The following is a 21,231-nucleotide window of genomic DNA, read 5'->3' on the forward strand; positions in this document are numbered from 1 at the left end:
GGGGGAGGTTCCGATCGGGCGACGGCGCCGCCCGATCGGAGGAGATAACGTTTCTTAGGCCTTTGCGGCCTGCGCCAGGACACCGGCGGCAACGCGTGCCGTCAGCGCCAGAGAAACGGCGCCGGCGTCCGGATGACCGATGCTCTTTTCCGCAAGCGGCCGTGCCCGGCCGAGCTTCGGCGACAGGCTCGAAGTGGCTTCGGCCGCTTCGGTCGCAGCCTTTGCCGCCGCCTGCCATGCCTCGATCAACGGCTTTCCGGCGGCAAACTCGCGCTCCAGGGTCTCGACGAAAGGCACCAATGCATCGACAAGGGTCTTGTCGCCGACACGGGCGCGGCCGAGGCGGGTCACGCCATCGAGTGCACGGCGGGCACCGTCGACAATCGCGGCATCGGTCGGGGCGGCATCATCGTTGAAGGCATTGCTCCAGGCGCGCAACAGCAGGCCCCAGATCGCGCCCGACGTGCCGCCGGCCCGGTCCGCCCAGGCATCGCCCGCCACCGCCAGAACGCTGGCGGCGCCTGCACCCGCTGCAACCGCCGCCTTCGCGGCATCGTTGGCCGCGGCCGAACCGCGGCGCATGCCCTGTCCGTGGTCGCCGTCGCCGGCAAAGGCGTCGATGCGACCGAGTTCGTCTTCCGCCTGCTTCAGCGCCTCGGCCATTTCGCCGATCAGCCGCGCAATGCACGCGCCGCTCTGACGGGAGGTCTCGGAAGCCGCTGCGAAGGAAATGGCGTCCTCGTCATCCTTGAGCGTGTCCGTCGCGGGCTCGGTGGCGATGATCGCTCCCTTGCGCAGGGCCGGCGCATCGCAAGTCGCGCGCCAGTAGGTCTCGAGCTCGTCGTTCAGCCACATCAGCGTCAGCGAGCAGCCCTGCATGTCGAGGCTGGTGACGAATTCGCCGCATTCCGGATCGACGATCTCCAGGCCAGCCGCCTTCAGTTCCTTTTCGATCGCAACCCAAAGCACGAAGAGTTCTTCATACTTGGTCGAGCCGAGGCCGTTCAGAAGCGGTGCGACCTTGCGCACATCCGCCGGCCGCTCGGCGAGCAGTTTGCCGACGAGCAGCTTCGCGAACTCAGTTGCCGAAACCATCTTTTCTTCGCGGATACCCGGCTCGCCGTGGATGCCGAGACCAAGGGCCATCTCGCCCTTTGGAACGGTGAAGAGCGGACCCTTGGCGCCCGGAAGCGTGCAGCCGCCGAAAGCCACACCGAAGGAGACGGTGCGGTCGTTGGCAAGACGGGTGACGCGCTCAACTTCGTCGAGATTGAGGCCCGCTTCCGCAGCGGCTCCAGCAACCTTGAAGACCACGAGGTCGCCGGCGATGCCGCGGCGCTTGGCCGGGGTTTCGGCAGAGGCGCTCGCCACGTCGTCCGTCACCGGCACGATCCGCACGTCGATGCCTTCGGCGCGCAGCCGCTCGGCGGCAACGCCGAAGTTCAAGACGTCGCCGGCATAGTTGCCGAAGCCAAGCAGCACGCCGCCTCCCTGGTCAGCCACCCGGCAGACGCGGGCAACTGCCGCAGTCGAAGGTGAGGCGAAGACGTCACCGGCCACGGCCGCATCCGCCATGCCCGGGCCAACATAGCCGGCAAAGGCCGGGTAGTGGCCGGAGCCGCCGCCGACGACGACGGCGACCTTGCCCTTCGGCACTTTGGTCGAGCGCACGACGCCGCCCTTCACGAGACGGACGTTGCGCGCGTAGATCGAGCTGAATCCGGCAAGCGCGGTCGTCGCAAATTCTTCCGGTGCGTCAAAGATTGTGGTCATCGCGTCTCTTCCCTTAGTCGCGAGGCAGAATGCGCCTCAGATAGTCCCGGTTGGCGGCGCTGACGGAGAGCCCGTCGCCACCGTAATGCTCGCAGAGAAACGGGCTGTCGAAGCCATGCGCCAAGGCCATACGGATCGCCGCCCGATAGTTGATAACGCCGAATTCCAGCGGCGCCGGATGGGTGACCACCAGCCCCGAGGTCTCATCCTCGGTGCGGTAGTAATTCTTGACGTGCCAGTATTTGGCGAAGGGTGCAACCTTGGCCATCATCGGCTGCCAGTGCTCGACCGGGCGGTGAAGGCGCACGAGATTGCCGAGATCGGCATTGATGCCGACGTTCGGCAGGCCGACATCGGTAACGAAGCGCACGGCGCTGTCGGCCGAGCCGATATAGGTGTCCTCGTACATCTCGAGCGCCAGCTCGATGCCGAGTTCCTCGGCATGGCGACCAAGTTCGCGGATGCGCTGAACCGCTTGTCTCCAGACCGCGGGGTCTTCCGGGTTCTTGACGCCGTCGACGGTCCAGAACCAGAGCGCTTTCTTCTGCGCGTCGGTCAAAGGCCCGAAGAAGCCGAAGGAAACGGAGCCGGCGCCGATGGCCGCAGCCGTGTCGATGACCCGATGTCCGTAGGCGAGATATTCGTCGCCATGCTCCGGATCAATGACGCTACGCCGCGAAGTCGAGATCGCCGGCATGGAAAGGCCAAGGTCACGCGTCAGCTTGACGAAGTCATCGCGCCGCGCGGCCGGGAGGTCGGCCAGCCGGATCCAGCTGTCGGTCGGGTCGAGCTCGGTGAAGCCGGCGTCGACGACATCGGCGAGTGTCTCGGCCCATTGCTCGACCGACTGATCCTGCACGGAGCTGCCGTCTGCTAGCACGTTCGGATACTGGATCATCGCGGCCGCGATCGGCCAGGTTTCACGGGTCCATTTGCGCGATGGGTTCGCCATGGTTTTCCTCACTTATTTTGCGACGCAGTCTATAAGCAGACCGCGTCGCGCTTTTCCGATGCGCTTGTTTTGAGGTGCGGCGACTCCGTCAAGCCGCCGCGCTGCCGTCGCCATGCGGCGTGGCCGCATCTTGCTTGCGCTTGCGGACCAGGCCGACCAGCCCGAAGACAAGCGGCGACAGCAGAAGGGCAAGAGCAAGCGCCATCAGAGAGGAAACCAGCGGGTTTGACCAGAAGATGTTCAGGGTACCGCCGGAAAGAAGCATCGACTGGCGGAAGGCGTCCTCAGCCTTGTCGCCGAGCACCATGGCCAGAACCAGCGGCGCAAGCGGGTAGTCGAGCTTCTTGAAGACGTAGCCGAGTACGCCAAAGCCGATGACCATGAAGATGTCGGAGACCGAGTTTGCCACCTGATAGGCGCCGGAGAAGATGACGGCGACGATGATCGGGCCGATGATCGCAAAAGGCACGCGCAGGATCGAGGCGTAGAGCGGCACGGTGGCGATCACCAGGAAGACGGCGACGACGTTGCCGAGATACATGGACGCGATCAGGCCCCAGACGAAGTCCGGCCGCTCGGTAAAAAGCATCGGGCCGGGGGTCAGGCCCCAGATCATCAGGCCGCCCATCATGACGGCCGCCGTTGCCGAGCCGGGAACGCCGAGCGCCAGCATCGGCAGCAGCGCCGAGGTGCCGGCCGAGTGGTCGGCGGTCTCGGGTGCGACGACACCGCGCGGGTCACCCTTGCCGAACTTCGACTTGTCGCGGGCAGAGCGACGGGCAACGCCGTAGCTCATGAAGGAGGCCGCGGTCGGGCCAGCGGGCGTGATGCCCATCCAGATGCCGATGATCGTCGAGCGCAGGATCGTGAACCAGTAGCGCGGGATCTCGACCAGCGTGCGACCGATCTCGACGAGCTTGACGCGCGCCTTAATGCCTTCGAAGCGCAGGCCCTCTTCCGTCGTCAGCAGCAGTTCACCGATGCCGAAGAGCCCCATGACCGCGATCAGGAAGCTGACGCCCTTGATCAGCGTCGGGATATCGAAGGTCAGGCGCAGGTCGCCGGAGATCGTGTCCATGCCGACGGAAGCAAGCGCGAAGCCGAGCATCATCGAGACGAGCGTCTTGAAGGGCGATTGCGCGCCCATCGAGATGAAACTTGCAAACGCAAGGAAGTAGACCGCGAAGTATTCCGGCGACGAGAAACGCAGTGCGAAGTTCGCGACCCAGCCGGAAAGCAGTGTGATCATCACGACGCCGGCCAGCGCGCCGATGCCGGCGGATACGAAGGCGAGCGTCAGCGCTCGGCTCGCCTGCCCGGCTTTCGCCATCGGATAGCCGTCGAACGTGGTCGCCACCGACGAGGGTTCGCCGGGAATGTTGAACAGGATCGATGTGGTCGATCCGCCGAAGAGCGCCCCCCAGTACATGCAGGAGAGCAGGATGATGGCGGAGATCGGGTCCATCGAGAAAGTCAGCGGCAAGAGCAGCGAAACGCCGTTCGGCGCGCCAAGGCCGGGCAGCACCCCGACCAGAATGCCGAGCGTGACGCCGATCATCATCAGCAGGATATGGTTCCAGCTGAGGATGTGGCCGAAGCCATCGATCAGAAGACCGATATTTTCCATGTCATTCCTCCCGGGGCTTAAAGCACGTCACGATCCTTGAGGCTCGCTCCCCGCGCTTTAAGTCTTTGACTTTTTTTTGCTTGTCGTTAGCGCAAGACCGCTGTGCGCGCTTACGCGACATGCCCTTGAGCGGTCGGAATCAATAGATCCCGAACCAGGCCTCGATCGGTCCCTTGAGCAGGGGAACCTTGAAACCGAACTCGAATACGATGAAGAAAAACAGCGAAACGGCGATGCCCGACGGCAGCGCGATCCACCATTTGTAGCGCCCCTGGAAGAGCATGGTTCCGGCGATATAGAGCGCCGTCCCGACATAAAGGCCGAGCCAGGCGGATACGCCGGCAAAGACAACCAGCGGCAGCAGGAACGATGCCACCACCTTGGCGCGGTGACCGTCGATGAAGATCTCACCGGACCCGCGATGTTTCACGATGGCGTGGATCGCATTGGCGACGCTTCCGAGAAGGATCAGAAGCCCGACATAGAAGGGAAAATAGCCGGCTTCGGGACCGAATTCCGTCCAGCCCGCGCCGATATCGAGAGATCCGTAGCAGACCGCAGCACCGAAGGCGCCGGTCAGTGCGGCAACACCAAGCTCAACCGCGAAGCGGGAGACCCCATTCGCACCGTTCTCGCTCATGATCGTGACCTTTCAAAGCGAATGACGGGCGCCGGATGGCACCCGTCCCGATCGTCGCCTGTTAGTTGGCGAGCCAACCTTCGCGCTTCAGCACTTCGCCGACAGCAGCGCCATCCATTTCGATGGCGGCCTTGAAGTCGTCGCCGGCGATGTAGGCGGGCGACTGCGACGTGTCGGCCAGGTACTTCGCCCATTCCGGCGTTTCCGAAACCTTGCGCATCAGGTCCGCATAGAACTTGACCACATCCTGGTCAACGCCAGCCGGCAGCCAGACGGTGCGCGGCATGGAGTAGTTGTCGATGGCGATGCCCGAATCCTTGCAAGTGGGGATGTCGCTCCAGGCCTTGTCGCCGGCAACCTTGGTTTCGTTCGAAAGCTTGACGCTCTTGAAGACGCAAAGCGGCTTGACCATGCCGGCCTGCCACTGGCCGAGGTTTTCGCTCGGGTTGTTGACGTTGGCATCGAGGTGCTCGCCGGCGAGCTGAACGGCCGCTTCGCCGCCGCTCTTGAACGGGATGTAGTTGATCGTCGAGCCGGTCGTCTCGTTGATCATCGAGGTCAGGATCTGGTCGACGTCCTTCGACTGGCTGCCGCCGATCTTCAGGCCGCCTTCCTTCGCCTTGGCGGCAAAGTCGGCAGCGGTGTTGTAGGAGGCCTTGCCGTTGACCCAGAGAACGAACTCGTCGGAAGCAAGCGCCGCAACCGGCGTCAGGTCTTCAGCCTTGTAGGGAACCTTGGCGCGGACCGGCAGCAGGTAGGCGTTGTTGGTGCCGAATGCCAGCTTGTAGGCGTCGCCCTTGTTGGTCGCCGTGTAGACGAAGCCTTCGGCGCCGCCGGCGCTGCCCTTGTTGGTCACGACGACCGGAGCCTTCATCAGCTCGTACTTGCCGATGATCGCCTGGATCGTGCGGGCGAAGATGTCGGTGCCGCCGCCGGGGCCGGCGGTGACGACGAATTCAACTGGACGATCGGGCTCGAAAGCGGCGGCCGGAGCAGCAACGCCGAAAACGGCTGCCATGATGCATGCGATGGAGACGGTATTCTTCATGCGGGTCCTCCCGTTTTTGTGGTTCTGCGGCGCAAGACCTCCTCCTGCGCCGTTATTGCTTGAAAGCGTGCGAAATCAGGCAGCAGCCTTGAGAGCCGCCTTTTTCTTCGCCATGCGCACTGCCAGAAGCAGCGCTTCGCGGCTGGCGCCGACGTCGGCAATCCCCTTGCCGGCGATGTCGTAGGCCGTGCCGTGGGCCGGCGTGCAGAGCGGGAACGGCAGGCCGCCCATCATCGTCACGCCCTTGTCGAAGCCGATCAGCTTCATCGCGATCTGTCCCTGGTCGTGGTACATGGTCATGACGGCGTTGTAGCCTTCCTTCAGGGCGCGGCCGAAGACTGTGTCAGCCGGGAACGGGCCGTCGACGTTGAAGCCGCGCGCCTTGGCCTTTTCGACGGCCGGCTCGATGATGTCGATCTCTTCCATGCCGAAGCTGCCGCCGTCGCCGGCGTGCGGGTTGAGACCGGCAACAGCAATCTTCGCCTCGCTGTAACCGGCTTCCTTGAGGCAGCTCTGGGTCAGCTCGAGCTCGGCAAGGATCGCCTCGACCGACAGGTTGTCGGCCACTTCCTTGATCGGAATGTGCGAGGTGACGCGGGCGTTCCAGACCTTCTCGAGAACGTTGAATTCCCGGACCTTGCCCGTGAAGTTGAGAACGTCGGAGACGAAACGGATCTCGTCGTCGTAGCCCGGATAGGCAAAGCGCATCGCCTTCTTGTTGAAGGGCGTGAAGCAGACTGCTTCCGCCTTGCCGGCATGCGCCAGCTCGAGCGCTACGCGAAAGTTGCGGGTCGCAAAGGTGCCGCCCGCAAGCGTCGCCTCGCCGCGAACGACGTCGGCCGGATCGAGATGGCCAAGGTCGACGAACACGTGGCGCTCGGTCCCCACGGCGTCGAGGCCCTCCAGGGTCGAGGATGCAAGGTCGAGCGTGACGCCGGCAATGCGGGCGCCTTCATCGAGGATGCGACGATCGCCGATCGTGATGATGTGGGCAGCCTCACGAATATCGGAAAGCGCCAGCAGCTTTGCCGTGAGCTCCGGGCTGATGCCGGCCGGATCGCCCATAGCGAGCGCGATGACAGGACGCGCGCCGTTAGCGGCTACACCGTTGGTCGTCATGAGAGATGTCCTCCACTTCATTCTTTCGAGAGCCGTCATACGTTATTCAAAATTCTGCATCAAGTCTTTTGTATTCTGTATGCAGCATTTTCTGTTGACGATATCGGGGGCCGTCTCCATGCTTTAATGAGACAGCGCTGATTCAATTGGCGCGAACGGGAACAGACGGCCGACACTTCAGTCGCCAGATGCAGAAGCGAAACGATGAACGAAATTACCTCTCTGGAGAAACGCCCCGAGGGCGGCCCCGGCCCGATCCGACGCACTGCGCTGCACGACACGCTGGTCACGCATCTGCGCGACATGATCATCGAGGGTGATCTCTCGCCCGGCACGCGTCTGCATGAAGGTCAACTCGGCGAGCAGCTCGGCGTCTCGCGCACGCCGCTGCGCGAAGCCATCAAGTATCTGGCGAGCGAAGGACTGGTGGAGCTCGTTCCGAGCCGCGGCGCCGTCGTCAAGCGTTTCAGCGCCAAGGACGTGCGTGACATGCTGACGGTGTTGCAGACGCTGGAAGAGCTTGCCGGCAAGCTCGCCTGTGAAGCCGCCAGCGACGCCGGCATCGCCGAAGTGCGCGCGCTCCACGACGAAATGGTCTCGCGCTACAAGGCCGGTGACCGGCTGCAGTATTACAAGCTCAACCAGCAGATCCATTCGGCCATCGCCCAACTGGCGGCAAACGCCGCCTTGGCGGATATGCATGCGATCTTGCAGACGCGGCTGAAGCGCATTCGCTTCATCGGCCACGAGGGGCCCGAAAAATGGGCAGCGGCCGTTGCCGAGCATGAGGAGATGATCGTCGCGCTCGAAGCCCGCGACAAGGCAAGGCTTTCCGAAGTTCTCGGTCGGCACCTCATGAATGCCTGGGAACGGGTGCGCGCCGCGGTGTAGGCGACGCTCCAGCTTCGGCGTAAGTGAGCGAGGCTGGCTCACCCGGTCGTGGCTTCCGTCAGAACTTCGCATTAGCGTTGATAACGGCCGCGGCATGTCCCGCGCCGCCCGCTTTGGCCACGCGATATTTGCGTCAAGATTTGAGCGCTTGGAAAATAAGCGTTGCAGCCCCAGCGGAGTCGCCGGACCACCTGATGGAGCCGGCAGGCAGCCGGTGCAGGGACGCCAAATCGTGGGCCAAAACCACCCACGCGAATGCTCTAATTCGGATAAGCCTTCCTCACCGACTGTCCGACAACAAGGAGCGGCAGACGAGACCCCTTGCTCTCGCCCTGGCGTTACAGATTTGCCTCGCGAACTAGCCATATCACTTGGAACGCAATTAAGAATATTCGAATTCTATTGACTTTATCCTGATCGAAATTCACTGAATCCACGGTGGGACGGAGACGGGAACGAAGATGGGGCGGCATCAGCTTCGGGGACTGCTTGCGACAGTGGCAATCCTCTGTCCAAGCGCAGGCTTGGCAGAACCGGTTCAAAGAACACCGCCCGTGGCCGGATCGGTGATTGCCCGAAAATCCGGTGAGGAAGTGCGCTTCGTCGACGTTTCGAGCTGGCGTTTCGTCGATCTCGCACAGGACCTTTTGTCCGGCGATATCCTGCGCACTAATGCGACCGGGGCGCTGGCGGTGCTTTTCTCCGACCACACCCAGATCCGGCTCGGCCGCAACACGGCGTTGCGCGTCAAACGCATGGGCACAGGCAGCGATACCAATCTCGAACTGCAGTCAGGCACGATCTGGGCACGGGCGGAGCGTGGCGGCCAGGGCCTGACGATCGACACGCCGGCGGCAACGGCTGCCATTCGTGGCACCGACTGGACACTGACGGTCGCCGGCGACACGACCTCGCTGACCGTGCTTGAAGGCGTGGTCGAACTCAGCAACGGACTTGGCAGCGTCACCGTGAAACAGGGCGAAGGCGCCGTTGCCGCGATCGGGAAAGCGCCGACCAAGATCGTGATCGTGACGCCGAAGGACCGCGAACAGATGCTCTTCCATCTGTCTTTACGCGACGCCTTCGTGCTCATGCCGTCAACCCCGCTTAAGGTGCGCGACATGCGCAATGAGCGCGAACGGATCGAAGCCCGGCCGGAAGCGTCGCGCTCGGCCGAAGACTGGCTGACACTCGCCGAAATCCAGCTGCGGTTCGACGGGCGAGCCCAGGCCACAGCCGCCCTTCAACAGGCCCGACGCCTCGGCCTCAACCGATCTCAAGCCGCGCGCGCCTATCTCGTCGAAGCGCTGATTGCCGGTTCTGAAAACCGCTACGGCGATGCGGCACAGCTGTTCGAAAAGGCAACCCCCGGGCTCGACGCCGACCGCCGCTCCGTCGCGGCCTTCGGCGGCTATTTCGCACGCGCTCTCGCCGACCCGGACCGGATCGAGCAGCCGCCATCTCAGGCGACAGGTGCCTATGGCGCCTTCGCTGCGGCCTGGACCGCGGGCTTTCGCACCGATATCCGCGCAGCGATCGAAACGATCAAGAAGGCGGAAAGGCGATATCCGGACGATCCGTTCCTTCCAGCCGCCCGTGCGCAATTTGCAATGCTGCTCGACGATCGAGACGAAACGCGCGCCGGTATCGAAAAGGCGCTTGCGAACGATCCCGACGACCCGACCGCGCTGGAATCGCGCGCCAAATACCGTTTGCTCATTGAAAACGATCGGACAGGCGCGCTGGCGGATCTCGAGCGCGCCTTGGAAATCACGCCGGGCGACCCGTCTCTCTGGAACTGGGTGGGCCTGGCAAAAAGCGAGCGGAGCGACAATCGCGGCGCCGAGAGAGCATTCCAGAAGGCCGTGGAACTCGATCCGGCCGATCCGCTTTACCACGCCAACCTGGCCTATCAGTACCTCGATGAAATGCGGCTTGCGGAAGCAAAGCGCGAGATCGATACGGCACTCGCGATCGATCCTTCCTTCGACCTCGTGCTCGTCGCCCGCGGTCGGTACCATTTGCAGAACGGCAACCTGGACAAGGCGATCGACGACCTCTTGGCCGGTTCGACGGCCAACCCCGCCTATTCCAACGCGCAATTGCTGCTCTCGGCGGCGCATTATGAAAAGGGAGACCGCCTTCCGGCGGCACAGGCCCTCGACAATGCCGACCGGCTCGACCCGAACGACCCCGTCGTCGCGACCGTGCGGACCGCGATTGCGATCGACGAATACGATTCCGATGCGGCGATCCGCTACGCGCAGGAACTGATGCGGCGGACGCGGGCGCGCGGCGGCGAAAGTGCTCCGCTCGGCGCCAACCAGGATGCCGGATCGACGCTCAACGACGCCTTCCGCCTGCAAGGCCTGAACGCCTGGGGGCAATATTACGGCGATGTGGTCTTCGATCCGTTCACGGGATCGAGCTATGTCGACCAGGCGATCCGCGGCAGCGTCAATCCGCTGTTCAACACCTATGATTTCGATGGCAGCCCCGTCGTCAACACCGCCAATCCGCAGAGCTTCTCCGCCTTCTTCCAGGGGCTGCTGATCGAGCCGCACATGCTGGCAAGCCGCGAGCGCACGGCCAATCTCGTCCAACGGCCGTTCTTCGAGGCCGCGGTCGCAGGCGGCATCATCGCCGACAGCGACCATGAGGGCGGGATCGGCGAGGCGGAACTGCGCGGGCTGACGTTCTCGCCCTTCCCGATCAGCGTCTACGGCAATCTGCATTGGGAGAAGCCGCGCGATACGATCGATATCGGCAATGGCCTGGCGATCGAGCGTGAAGCACGCCTGCTTGGCGGCAATGGCTATGTGACAGCCTCCCCGACGCCGGATGACAGGGTCGTGGCCTATGCCAACTACGGCGATCTTGATGATAAACGCAGTATTTTCGATATCCCGGATCCCCGCGCGGCCCCTCTGAAGCTCGACGGGCTGAGCGACGACGATTCCTCACGGCTACTCTCGGGCGTGGCGTGGAGCCATACCTTCGGATACCGCAACATCGCCAATGCCGCGTTCTTCTTCTCCGATCAGAATACCACGGAAAACGAGCGGATCCGGCTCACGGACCCGCGCTTTCCGGACCTTGCCACCAGCCGGAGCGAGGACAAGCAAAGAACCTATATCGCCGCCATCAATCACCTTTACGGTGACGGCGATTTCACCTGGCGCTACGGCGTCGAAGGCGGCGTGGTAAAGTCATCGAGCGCGTTCGACATTTTTGACCCGCTGGGCGTCAGCACCGGCAGCAGCAATGCGCCCGTCATCGCGTCCGGTTCGACGTCCGCCACACAGACGGTCGCCAAGGCTTACATCGACACGATCTACGAAATCACGCCGGACCTGAAGACGGAAGGCGCCCTCTTTGCCCGCTATATCGAAGGCGTCAACGACGGCGATGTCAGGCTCGAACCGAAATTCGGCATCGCCTGGGCGCCGGCCGAAGGGCATTGGCTGCGGGCGGCAGCCATGCGCGATGGCCTCAACTTCGACGTCGCCACCCTTGCGCCGATCGGCATCGTCGGGCTGCAGCCGAACCAGCTGCGCTTCGGCGCCGAAGGCTATGCCGATACGCTGGCACTGCGTTGGGACGCGGAGTGGAACAGCTGGTTCTTCACCGCGCTCGACTACCAGCACCAGGAGGTGCGGCAACTCGCGCTCGACATTCCGCTTTCGACCACCAGCCTTGCGTATGCCAAGGTCGGGCTCGACCGGGTTGCGGCAACGGCGAACTTTGCCATCGGCCACGGCTTCGGCCTCTCCCTGACAGCGGCCCACACGGAAGCCGACGTTAAGGAACACACCGGCAGCCAGCCCGGCGAACTGCTGTTCGTGCCGGAAAACACCGGCCAAGCGGCGCTGACTTGGGTCAGCACGGCGAACGTCAAGACGACCGTTGCCGCCAACTATGTCGGTTCACGACCCGGCGGGTTAAAGACGCTCGACGACTTCTGGACGCTCGACGCCGCCTTGCAATGGGAACCGTTCGACAAGCAGATCGAGGTGGATCTGGCAGCCTTCAATCTGCTCGATGAAGATTTCGAGCTGGGCAATGGCCTGCCGGGTTGGGGACGAACGTTCAAAGGCACGATCAAAGTGCGGTTCTGATGGAGGAGCGCGTCGCCGTGCAGGCATCGAGCGGTCGGTCCGGACAATGGGACAGCCCCCGCTTCCTGCAACGGCGGTTGAAACTTCTTGCGCTTGCGGTTTTCGTCGCCATCGCGCTGTCGCTGGCGACCTTGACCAATGCCTGGCGGCTGAACGAGTTGCGCAGCTTCGACTACCTGTCGACCATCGACGGCCCGCCGCTGCCCGAGGACAGCCCGATCATCGTCGCGATCGACGAACCGTCGATGGCCGAAATCGGGCGCCAATGGCCCTGGCCGCGCGCCCTGCATGCGCGCCTCATCGAGGCGCTGCGCAAGGCCGGCGCACGCGCCATCGGCATCGACGTGATTTTCGCTGAACCTTCGGCCGATGCCGCCAACGACGAGGCGCTGGAAAAGGCGCTCGGCGCGGACGTGGTTCTTGCCGGAGACCAGACGCTGGTGGAGGCGCCGCAGGCCGACCAGTTCGTGCGCACCGAGCCGCTCGCCCGCTTCATCGCAAAGGGCGCCTGGACCGGGATCGCCTCCGTCAGCCTCAGCGGCGACGGAACGTTGCGCGCCGTTCCCGACTATCCGGACGGATTTGCCGCCGTGCTCGCGGCAATCGCCGGCGCAAAATCGCACGCACCGCCAAAGGACGCGCTGATCCAGGTCTTCGGACCGGCGCGGACCTATCCCACCGTCTCCTATTACCAGGCGCTCGATCCCGACAATTTCCTGCCAGAAGGCATGTTCGAGGACCGTGTCGTGCTCGTCGGTCTCAGCCTGCAAAATGCGCCATCGATCGCCGATGGCGGGGCCGATGCCTTCACGACATCGGATACCGTACATTCGAACAAGCTCGTTTCCGGCGTTGAGATGCAGGCTACCATCTACGACAATCTGGCCCATGAGCTTTTCATTCAGCGCGCTGCAAGACCGTATGTGGTTGCCGCCATTGCGCTGGCCGCGATGCTTGCGGCCTTTTCGGTGCTGCGGACGACCGGCTGGCGCACGCTTGCCTATGGCGCCGTCGCCATCGGCCTGATCATCGCCGCCAGCTATGCCGCGATGCGGCTTGGCCACGTCTTTCTGTCGCCGCTTGGGCCTGGGCTTGCGTTCCTTGCCGTGACTGCCGGCCAGGCCGGGCTCGACTATGCGGAGGAACGCAAGAAGCGCCGCGAAATCACCCGCGCCTTCCAGCAGTACCTCTCCCCTGCCCTTGTCGAGCGCCTGGCGAAAGACCCGTCACACCTGAGGCTCGGCGGCGAACGGCGCACGCTGTCGATCCTCTTTTGCGACATCCGGGGCTTTACCACCATCGCCGAGGAAATGAAGGAGGATCCGGAGCGTTTGACGGCACTGGTCAACCGGCTGCTGACGCCGCTTTCAGAAGCTGTTCTCGAACAGGGCGGTACCATCGACAAATATATCGGCGACTGCCTGATGGCCTTCTGGAACGCGCCGCTCGACGACCCCGACCATGCCGTGCATGCAGTCGGGGCGGCGCTCGACATGCTTGCGCGGCTTGAACGGGTGAACCGGGAACTCGAAAGCGAGGCGAAACGGGAACGCCGACCGGCCCAAACCTTGAGGATCGGCATCGGCATCAACACCGGCGAATGCGTCGTCGGCAACATGGGCTCGCACCAGCGGTTCGACTATTCGGCCCTTGGCGACGCCGTCAATCTGGCCTCGCGCCTCGAAGGCGCATCGAAGGACTACGGCATCTCCCTGCTCCTCGGCGAGGAGACCGCGCGTCTCGTCGAAAAGACCTTCCCGATCGCCGAACTCGATCGCATCACCGTCAAGGGCCGCACCGCCGTGTCGCCGGTCTTCACCGTCGCCGTCGGCGCCAGGAAGGACGCGATCGAACGCCACCAGGCCTTCGTACAGGCCAAATATGACGGCACGCTTCGAGCTCATGACGCGGTGTTCGACCAGTTGAGGAGCGCCCTGCCGCCACTCGCGCGCTACTACGAAAGAGAGCGTTCCCGTCTCGATACGTCGCGACGGGAACCGAAGTGAGCCGCCACAACCGACCGCGTGGTCAGTGGAGCCCGCCGACGCCGAGCAGCCGCTCGACGGCATCGTGATCTCCCGCCAGCGCTTCCGGCGTTCCGGTCCAGGCGATCCGGCCGCGTTCGAGCACGATCACCCGGTCGGCAAAGTCGAGCGCGCTCTGAATGCGCTGTTCGACCAAGACAATCGTCATGTCGCCGGTCTTTGCCAGTTCGGCAAACGCCTTCATCAGCTCTTCGCAGATAACGGGGGCCAGGCCCTCCAGCGGTTCGTCGAGCAACAGGATCGACGGACGGCCGAGGATGGAGCGTGCCGTCGACAGCATCTGCTGTTCGCCGCCTGAGAGCTGGCTGCCGAGATTGCGCCGGCGCTCGAAGAGACGCGGGAACATGTCGTAGGCTTCCTGGATCGCACTTTTCGGGCGGTTCTTGAGGCCGACGAACAGGTTTTCCTCCACGGTCAGCGTCGGGAAGACGCAGCGCGCCTGCGGCACGAAGCCGAGCCCCTGCATGGCGCGCGCAGCACTTGGCAGCCCGGTCACGTCCGTCCCGCCCATGCGGATGCGACCGTCGTAGCGCCGTGTCTGGCCGGCCAGTGTCGCAAGCAGCGTCGTCTTGCCCATGCCGTTGCGACCGAGCACTGCAAGCCGGGTACCTGCCGGAACGGCAAAGGATACGTCTTCGAGCACCCGCGTCGGCCCATAGCCGGCGGACAGGTTTTCCACCTCAAGCGGCGTGGCTGGCATTGGCATAGCTCCCCAGATAGGCTTCCCGCACGCGCAGATCCTTCGTCACGTCAGACGGCGAACCGTCGAAGATGATCGCGCCGGCGGCCAGCACGACGACGCGCTTGGCAAAGCGGAAGACGAGATCCATGTCGTGCTCAATCATCAAGACGGCGAGATCGGCTGGCAGGTCGGCCAGTGCCTGCTCGATCCGGCCGGTGTCGCTCTGCGGCACGCCGGCGGCGGGCTCGTCGAGCAGCAGCACCCGCGGCTTCAGCGCCAGCGCAACGGCGATCTCCAGCAAGCGTTGCTGACCGTAGGCGATCTCGCTCACCTTGCGGTGCATCAGTTCCCGAAGCCCGAGCTTGCCGAGAAGGTCTGCCACCTCGGCCATGACGTCCGGCATGCCCAGAAAATTGCCGAACAGACGACCGGCGCGGCCAGTGCGTTGCAGGACAGCGAGCGCAACATGTTCGGAAGGTGTCATATCGGCAAAGAGCCGCGTCACCTGAAACGAGCGAACGAGCCCCCTTCGCACCCGACCGATGGCGTCGATACCGGTCACCACCTCGCCACCGATACGCACCTCGCCGGAATCCGGCTTGAGATTGCCGGTCACGAGATTGACGAACGTCGTCTTGCCGGCGCCGTTCGGCCCGATCAGCGCGACCCGGTCGCCCGGCGCCATGCTGAGGCTGACGTCATTGGTGACCGCGAGCCCGCCGAAGGCGCGCTTCAAGTTGCGGACTTCGAAGATCGGCTGCATCACTGTGCCTCCTTGCGGCGGGCAAAGAACGCAGCCGCGGTGCCATAGATGCCCTTCGGCGCGAAGAGCACGACGGCGATCAACAGCGCGCCCACCATCGTCAGCCAGTGGAAGGGATTGGCCGCCGAGACCACGTCCTCGAAAAACATGAAGACGACAGTGCCCGTGAGCGCACCGAACAACGAGCCCGTACCCCCGAGCACCAGCATGACGAGGCTTTCGGCAGACATCGTAAAGGAGAGGCTGTCGAGGCCGACGACCTGGGTGGAGATCGCATTCAGCGCGCCGCCGACGCCGGCAACGGCACCGGAGATGACATACATTTTCGTGAGCGCGAACTTCGGCGACGCCCCCATCGAGCGGATGCGGACAGGGTCCTCCTTGATGCCGCGGCACAACATGCCGAAGGGCGAGCGCACGATCAGTCGCAGCACGACGAAGACGATGGCAAGCAGCGCCACGCCGAAGACATAGGCCGTGCGGCCCCAGAGATCGAACTCGTAGAGTCCGAGAAGTGCCGTCGGCGCAATGCCGGAGAGCCCGTCGCTGCCACCGGTCCAGGAGGAGGCCTTGTTGGCGAACTCGTGGAAGAGATGGATGAGCGCGATCGACAGCACCAGTTGCGGCAGCCCGTGCGCACGCAGAATGACGACCCCGCAGATAAGTCCCGCCACCGCCCCGGCAACAATGCCGAAGGCCAGCATCGCCAGCGGATCGTTGATGCCGTAATGCGCCGAGGCGATGCCCGCGGCATAGGCGCCGGCGCCGAAGAGGGCCGCGTGCCCGAGCGTCGCGACACCGCAATAGCCGGTGACGAGATCGAGCGACAGCACCAACAGAGCGGCTGCGATGATCCGGGTCAGAAGAGCCAGATTGTTGGGAAAGAGGAAGTAGCCGACCACCGCGACCAGCAGGATAACGGCCAGACCTATGAGGTCCCCACCGCCAAACCGTCGGCGCACCGGAGCGGTCGCGATCAAGTCGTTCGTCGTCGTCATGGTCATCCCTTGGCCCTCCCGGCGAGCCCGCGCGGGAACACGCAGATGATCGCGATCACGGCCAGATAGAAGAAGAATTCACCGAATTCCGGCATGAGATAACGGCCGGTCGTATCGATCGCGCCGAGCAGCAGGCAGGCAACGAGCGCGCCCGGGATAGACCCGGCGCCGCCGACGGAGACGACGACCAGGAACGTCACCATGTAACGCAACGCGTAATAGGGTTCGACCGGAAGAAGTTCCGCCCCCACCACGCCGCCGAAGGCGGCAAGTCCGACGGCAACCGCAAAGCTCACCGCATAGACGATTTCCGTGCGCACACCGAGGGCGGCCGCCATTGCCGCGTTGTCAACCGAGGCCCGCAGCTTGACGCCGAAGGCGGTCTTTTCGATCGCGTACCAGAGACCGGCTGCAACCACGAGGCCGCAGACGATCGCAAAGATGCGATGGGTGGCGATTGCCCGGAAGCCGAGGTCGACGGATCCCTGCAATTCGCCAGGCAGCGGCACCGTCTTCAGCGTCGGGCCGAAGACATAGTTGGCGATGCCGATGATGCAGAACGTGATACCAATGGTCATCAGCACCTGGGTCAGTTCCGGTGCGCCGTAGATCCGCCTATAGAGCAGCCGCTCGATCGGCACGGCGATGATGATGGTGCCGAAGATCGCGAGCAGCACGGCAAAGCCGTAGGCAAGACCCAAATCGCGCGCTGCATAGGAGGCGATGTAACCGCCGATCATGGCAAAGGCGCCATGCGCCAGGTTGACCACGCGCATCAGGCCCATGGTGACCGAAAGGCCGATGGAGATGACGAAGAGCACCATGCCATAGGCAAGGGCGTCGATCGCAATGCTGAGGACGGTTTGCATGGGGCTATCCGTTGCCCTTTCTTCCAAATTTGGCTGCGCCGGATTCGGTGCGCACTATGCGCGGAGCGGCAGTCAGGCGCCAGCATTCGAGGCGCCGCAGGCGCGCCGGTCGCTCAAAAGCAACCGGTCAACGCATCATCAGTGTCGGTGGGCGCTCAGCGCCCGCCCAAGTCGACTACTTCAGCGCAGCGAGACCGGGGTCGCCCTGCTTCTCGAAGGTCTGGATTTCCTTGTTGTAATAGGTGCCGTCATCGGCCTTGGCGACCTCGCGCAGATAGATGTTCTGGGTAATGTGACGCGATTCCGGATCGATCGTCACCGGACCACGCGGGCTGACCCAAGAGAGGCCTTTCACGGCTTCCACGGCCTTGGCCGCATCCTGCTCGCCGCCGGTCGCCTCAATCATCTTGTAAATCACATGCATGCCGTCATAGGCTCCGACCGAGGGGAACGAGAGTTCCGCCGGGTTGCCGATCGCCTTGCTCGCCGCTTGGACAAAGGCCTTGTTCTCCGGCGAGTCGTGCGAGACGGCGTAGTGGAAGGTCGTCTGAATGCCGAGCGCCGCCTCACCGAGAGCAGGCAAATCGGATTCCTGCGTGAGGTCGCCGGGCGCAAAGAACTTGATGCCGCCGTCCTTCAGGCCGTTTTCCTTGAAGGCCTTGACGAAGCCGAGCGTCGTCGGGCCGGACGGCAGGAAGGCGAAGACGCCTTCCGCGCCCGAATCCTTGATGCGCTGCATGATTGGGGAAAAGTCGTTGGTCGCAAGCGGCATGCGGATCGCTTCGACCACCTGGCCGCCGGCCGCTTCGAAGCCCGTCTTGAAGGCGTTCTCGGCGTCCACACCCGGGCCGTAGTCGCTGACGACGGAGATCACCTTGGAAACACCCGCGTCCTTGGCAACCTTGGCGATCGGCGTCGAGGTCTGCCAGGTGGTGAACGAGGTGCGCACGACGAGCGGGCTTTTGGTGACGATCGCCGAGGTCGCCGCGTTCATGATGACGAGCGGCACATTCGCCTGGGTGAGCAGCGGCGTGACCGCCATGGCATCCGGGGTGAAGTAGAAGCCGGCGAGGTACTGCACGCCTTCCTTGACCACCAGTTCCTGGGCCAGCGCCTTTGACTGGGCGGGATCGGCCTGCGGCACGTCGCGGTAGATGATCTCGATATCGTCGTCGCCGACCTTGCTGCCGTTCAGCGCCATATAGGCGTCGATGCCAGCCTTGAAGTTCTTGCCCTGCAGCGCGAAGGGGCCGGAGAACGGTCCGACGACACCGATCTTGATCGTGTCGGCATAGGCAGCACTGCTCATTGCCAAAGCCGCAACCGCAGCCAGAATCATCCACTTCATATTTCCTCCCTGAGATGCCGGCCACTCCCGAGCCCGCATCCTCGTCGCAAACGACTGTCGATTTGATGGTTGTCAGCTTGCCATGCCAAACGGTGATGTAAAAATGAAATATGGGGTGCCAATCATAATTTAGGGGTTATGTTTTGACACAGGCAGCGCGCCTCGGCCAGCCGAGTGCACCGAAATCCCCAGCCCATGACACGCACCTTCCGGTGCCCGCGCCAGCCCACTGCGATCAACAGGGGAGCAGCAAACGACACGGTGGCGGCGCAATCGCAGGTTCGGGGCGTATCGCCGCCGCAGACCTAGATCGGCGGCAGATTTTCCGGCTGCGCCATGTCGATGAAGACCTGAACGCGTTTGGCTCGCAGCTTGCCGGGCTTGTACTTCTTCAGCCACTCGCCAGTTTCATCGAGGAACAGACTGGCCGCGGCTCCCTCGGATGTCCCCACGCGCGCCGCCTTGTCCCGGTCGGACTTCTTCTTTGCTGTCGCCTCCCGGACAGAGCGGAAATAATAGTGGTTGAACAGCCGATTGAACTCCGTGAAGTAGATGTCGGCCGCGCGCCGATCGCCACGGATGAGCAGCATGTTCTCGTCGTTGTCGTTGGTCGACGCGTCCGAGAAGTTCGCCGAACCGGTGACGACCATTGGATCCGCGCCAAGGGGATCGGCGAGCAGAAACTTGGAATGCACATAGGCGACGTGATTGTTGAGCCCGAGCGCCCGCGCATTGGTTTCCCGCGCCCACTGATAGACCGGATCGCGCAGATAGGATCCCCAGGCCTGATAGACGTTCTGTCGCGCCGTCAGCGGAATGAACGGCTTCTTCGCCTTGGCCTTAGGCTGGTCGCGCTTTTCCAGGAGGAGGAAGAGCACCGGATGCACGCCGGACTGGGCACTATTGTCGAGAAACGCCTGCTTGAAGCGATCGTTGATCCCGAAGGCGAGTGTCACGCCGCCATAGGACCGCGCCTCGTCCAGCGCCCTCACATACATATCCAGAACGGCGCTTCCGGCACGCGGACTGAAGATCGAGGTCACGCCGCTTGAAACATCCGCGGGCGCATGCGGCACCTCGGCAAGGTCAGAGACCGCCTTGCGAAAGGCTTTTCGCTTTGACCTGCTCGCGGCAGGATTGTCGGTTTTTGCCGCACCAGGGTCGCCGGCAAGCAGTGTCCAGTATGTTTCAAATGCCTTGGCGAGATCGGCGTCGCGGACCCAATGCCCGACATTGGTCTGGCCATGCACGCCGCCCATCGACAGGTTCGTCGAGCCTGTCCAAACCTGCGCCTTTCGGCCCGGATCCTTGGGGAGCAGCACCATGAACTTGTTGTGCTGTATGTCGGCGGGATTGTTCTCCCGCCACCGCGCGATCGCCGCCTTCGGAAGCCCTACGGTGCGGACGATTTCCTTGTTCTCCTCGCGCGGAAAGCTCTCGTGGAACTTGCCCTTCTTGTCGGTATAGGCATTTTCCTTCGCGTCGAGCACGAGCCTCACGACGACGCCGCGCTCGAAGGCGGCCTTCAGCCTTTCCACGACGGGGCGATATCTGAATTCATAGAAGCAGCCGAGCAGCGTGTCCCCCGCTTCCGCCTGGTCGATGAAACGCAGCAGTGCTTCGTCAAGGTCCCGGCTCAGCCACTGCAGCGCCTCGAGCGTCTTTTCCGGCGTTTCCAGCTTGTCCGGCGGCTTGTTTCCGAAACGGCGTCGGTAGGCCTGGCTGCTCGCGACACCGCGGTTGAAGAAAACGTCGTGCGTCTCCTCACTGAAGAGCGGTTCGGTTTTGATACCGATTCTGATGGCAGGTGCTGACCGGTCGATGTTCTTCGCCATACCCGTCAGCGGATGGAAGTAATAGTCGTAACGCCGACCGGGCTTGGCCGTGAAGTCATCCCAGACGAAACTCTGAACGGGATGGTCGTAGGTCAGAACGACGGTATCCTCATTGGGATGGGAGATCACCGTTTCGAAGACCTTGAAGCCGTACATGTAGTACCGCTCGCCTTCCGTTGGATCATGCCGCTCGACCGCAAAACCGAGAAGCCCCGCGGTGTCGGCGTTGCGATAGTCTATCGCGAACGAAACCGTATTGACCCCCGACACGGCGAAGACCTTGTACCCGCCAACCGCATCCGAAACGAAATGCATGCCGTCCTCCCGCGCGTGGTTGCGACAAGCATACTCGCTCAACTTCGAGGAATTACAACAGCGACAACTACAAAGGAGCTTGATCGGCAAACTCCCGCGCCGCTGCGCAGTGGCAGCGGCTCCGGCTCGAAAACACCGCCACACTTGTTACTCCCGCCGATCCTCTTGCGGTGTCAAGCTGCTCAGGACTGCAAGGCATCGGCCTTGC

General features: G+C 63.4%; 15 protein-coding genes. 3 read left to right on the forward strand and 12 right to left on the reverse strand.

The window, feature by feature from the left end; genetic code table 11:
- Positions 1–54: 54 nt before the first annotated feature.
- The 6 genes from IB277_RS24075 to IB277_RS24100 all read right to left on the reverse strand — a co-directional run bounded on the left by IB277_RS24075 (position 55) and on the right by IB277_RS24100 (position 7,159).
- Complete coding sequence (locus IB277_RS24075; protein ID WP_112985975.1) at positions 55–1,773, reverse strand: dihydroxyacetone kinase family protein; 1,719 nt, start codon at positions 1,771–1,773, stop codon at positions 55–57.
- 13 nt (positions 1,774–1,786) lie between these two features.
- Complete coding sequence (locus IB277_RS24080; protein ID WP_034800082.1) at positions 1,787–2,725, reverse strand: sugar phosphate isomerase/epimerase; 939 nt, start codon at positions 2,723–2,725, stop codon at positions 1,787–1,789.
- Positions 2,726–2,813: 88 nt separating this feature from the next.
- A complete protein-coding gene (locus IB277_RS24085; RefSeq protein WP_034800081.1) occupies positions 2,814–4,352 on the reverse strand; it encodes a tripartite tricarboxylate transporter permease in 1,539 nt (512 codons plus the stop codon).
- A 139-nt stretch (positions 4,353–4,491) separates the two neighbouring features.
- Positions 4,492–4,992, reverse strand: a complete 501-nt coding sequence (locus IB277_RS24090) for a tripartite tricarboxylate transporter TctB family protein (RefSeq protein WP_192371971.1) — start codon at positions 4,990–4,992, stop codon at positions 4,492–4,494.
- A 61-nt stretch (positions 4,993–5,053) separates the two neighbouring features.
- Positions 5,054–6,040 carry a tripartite tricarboxylate transporter substrate binding protein gene (locus IB277_RS24095; RefSeq protein ID WP_034800079.1) on the reverse strand — a complete coding sequence of 329 codons (987 nt, stop codon included), beginning with the start codon at positions 6,038–6,040 and terminating at the stop codon, positions 5,054–5,056.
- Positions 6,041–6,115: 75 nt separating this feature from the next.
- Entirely contained in the window at positions 6,116–7,159 is a 1,044-nt protein-coding gene (locus IB277_RS24100) for a 4-hydroxythreonine-4-phosphate dehydrogenase PdxA (RefSeq protein ID WP_060520517.1), read from the reverse strand.
- Positions 7,160–7,363: 204 nt separating this feature from the next.
- Between IB277_RS24100 and IB277_RS24105 the strand changes: the two genes are divergently transcribed.
- From IB277_RS24105 to IB277_RS24115, 3 genes are all read left to right on the forward strand, one after another.
- Positions 7,364–8,050 (forward strand): GntR family transcriptional regulator, encoded by a 687-nt coding sequence (locus tag IB277_RS24105; RefSeq protein ID WP_034800075.1) that lies wholly within the window; start codon positions 7,364–7,366, stop codon positions 8,048–8,050.
- 461 nt (positions 8,051–8,511) lie between these two features.
- A complete protein-coding gene (locus IB277_RS24110; protein WP_192371972.1) occupies positions 8,512–12,168 on the forward strand; it encodes a FecR domain-containing protein in 3,657 nt (1,218 codons plus the stop codon).
- Complete coding sequence (locus tag IB277_RS24115; RefSeq protein WP_082566452.1) at positions 12,168–14,174, forward strand: CHASE2 domain-containing protein; 2,007 nt, start codon at positions 12,168–12,170, stop codon at positions 14,172–14,174. The genes IB277_RS24110 and IB277_RS24115 overlap by 1 nt, the downstream gene beginning before the upstream one ends.
- A gap of 22 nt (positions 14,175–14,196) precedes the next feature.
- Here IB277_RS24115 and IB277_RS24120 read toward each other — a convergent pair whose 3' ends face one another.
- From IB277_RS24120 to IB277_RS24145, 6 genes are all read right to left on the reverse strand, one after another.
- The gene (locus IB277_RS24120; protein ID WP_034800072.1) at positions 14,197–14,913 is read right to left on the reverse strand and encodes an ABC transporter ATP-binding protein; all 717 of its coding nucleotides are present in this window, start codon (positions 14,911–14,913) and stop codon (positions 14,197–14,199) included.
- A complete protein-coding gene (locus tag IB277_RS24125) occupies positions 14,894–15,658 on the reverse strand; it encodes an ABC transporter ATP-binding protein (protein WP_034800071.1) in 765 nt (254 codons plus the stop codon). The genes IB277_RS24120 and IB277_RS24125 overlap by 20 nt, the downstream gene beginning before the upstream one ends.
- Positions 15,658–16,662 (reverse strand): branched-chain amino acid ABC transporter permease, encoded by a 1,005-nt coding sequence (locus tag IB277_RS24130; protein WP_089046005.1) that lies wholly within the window; start codon positions 16,660–16,662, stop codon positions 15,658–15,660. Before IB277_RS24130 ends, IB277_RS24125 begins: the two co-directional genes overlap by 1 nt.
- Positions 16,659–17,525 carry a branched-chain amino acid ABC transporter permease gene (locus IB277_RS24135; RefSeq protein WP_060520514.1) on the reverse strand — a complete coding sequence of 289 codons (867 nt, stop codon included), beginning with the start codon at positions 17,523–17,525 and terminating at the stop codon, positions 16,659–16,661. The genes IB277_RS24130 and IB277_RS24135 overlap by 4 nt, the downstream gene beginning before the upstream one ends.
- A gap of 175 nt (positions 17,526–17,700) precedes the next feature.
- The gene (locus IB277_RS24140) at positions 17,701–18,873 is read right to left on the reverse strand and encodes an ABC transporter substrate-binding protein (RefSeq protein ID WP_112985972.1); all 1,173 of its coding nucleotides are present in this window, start codon (positions 18,871–18,873) and stop codon (positions 17,701–17,703) included.
- Between the two features lie 305 nt (positions 18,874–19,178).
- Positions 19,179–21,023, reverse strand: coding sequence for a phospholipase D-like domain-containing protein (locus IB277_RS24145; RefSeq protein WP_112985971.1), 1,845 nt, complete (start codon positions 21,021–21,023; stop codon positions 19,179–19,181).
- Between the last annotated feature and the right edge of the window lie 208 nt (positions 21,024–21,231).

The organism is Ensifer sp. ENS07, from assembly GCF_014852185.1.
Lineage (GTDB): Bacteria > Pseudomonadota > Alphaproteobacteria > Rhizobiales > Rhizobiaceae > Ensifer > Ensifer adhaerens.

Excerpts from the sequence above, each read along its gene's own strand:
- IB277_RS24075 (WP_112985975.1), bottom strand. The coding sequence starts at position 1,773 with ATGACCACAATCTTTGACGCACCGGAAGAATTTGCGACGACCGCGCTT.
- IB277_RS24080 (WP_034800082.1), bottom strand. The coding sequence starts at position 2,725 with ATGGCGAACCCATCGCGCAAATGGACCCGTGAAACCTGGCCGATCGCG.
- IB277_RS24085 (WP_034800081.1), bottom strand. The coding sequence starts at position 4,352 with ATGGAAAATATCGGTCTTCTGATCGATGGCTTCGGCCACATCCTCAGC.
- IB277_RS24090 (WP_192371971.1), bottom strand. The coding sequence starts at position 4,992 with ATGAGCGAGAACGGTGCGAATGGGGTCTCCCGCTTCGCGGTTGAGCTT.
- IB277_RS24095 (WP_034800079.1), bottom strand. The coding sequence starts at position 6,040 with ATGAAGAATACCGTCTCCATCGCATGCATCATGGCAGCCGTTTTCGGC.
- IB277_RS24100 (WP_060520517.1), bottom strand. The coding sequence starts at position 7,159 with ATGACGACCAACGGTGTAGCCGCTAACGGCGCGCGTCCTGTCATCGCG.
- IB277_RS24105 (WP_034800075.1), top strand. The coding sequence starts at position 7,364 with ATGAACGAAATTACCTCTCTGGAGAAACGCCCCGAGGGCGGCCCCGGC.
- IB277_RS24110 (WP_192371972.1), top strand. The coding sequence starts at position 8,512 with ATGGGGCGGCATCAGCTTCGGGGACTGCTTGCGACAGTGGCAATCCTC.
- IB277_RS24115 (WP_082566452.1), top strand. The coding sequence starts at position 12,168 with ATGGAGGAGCGCGTCGCCGTGCAGGCATCGAGCGGTCGGTCCGGACAA.
- IB277_RS24120 (WP_034800072.1), bottom strand. The coding sequence starts at position 14,913 with ATGCCAGCCACGCCGCTTGAGGTGGAAAACCTGTCCGCCGGCTATGGG.
- IB277_RS24125 (WP_034800071.1), bottom strand. The coding sequence starts at position 15,658 with ATGCAGCCGATCTTCGAAGTCCGCAACTTGAAGCGCGCCTTCGGCGGG.
- IB277_RS24130 (WP_089046005.1), bottom strand. The coding sequence starts at position 16,662 with ATGACCATGACGACGACGAACGACTTGATCGCGACCGCTCCGGTGCGC.
- IB277_RS24135 (WP_060520514.1), bottom strand. The coding sequence starts at position 17,525 with ATGCAAACCGTCCTCAGCATTGCGATCGACGCCCTTGCCTATGGCATG.
- IB277_RS24140 (WP_112985972.1), bottom strand. The coding sequence starts at position 18,873 with ATGAAGTGGATGATTCTGGCTGCGGTTGCGGCTTTGGCAATGAGCAGT.
- IB277_RS24145 (WP_112985971.1), bottom strand. The coding sequence starts at position 21,023 with ATGCATTTCGTTTCGGATGCGGTTGGCGGGTACAAGGTCTTCGCCGTG.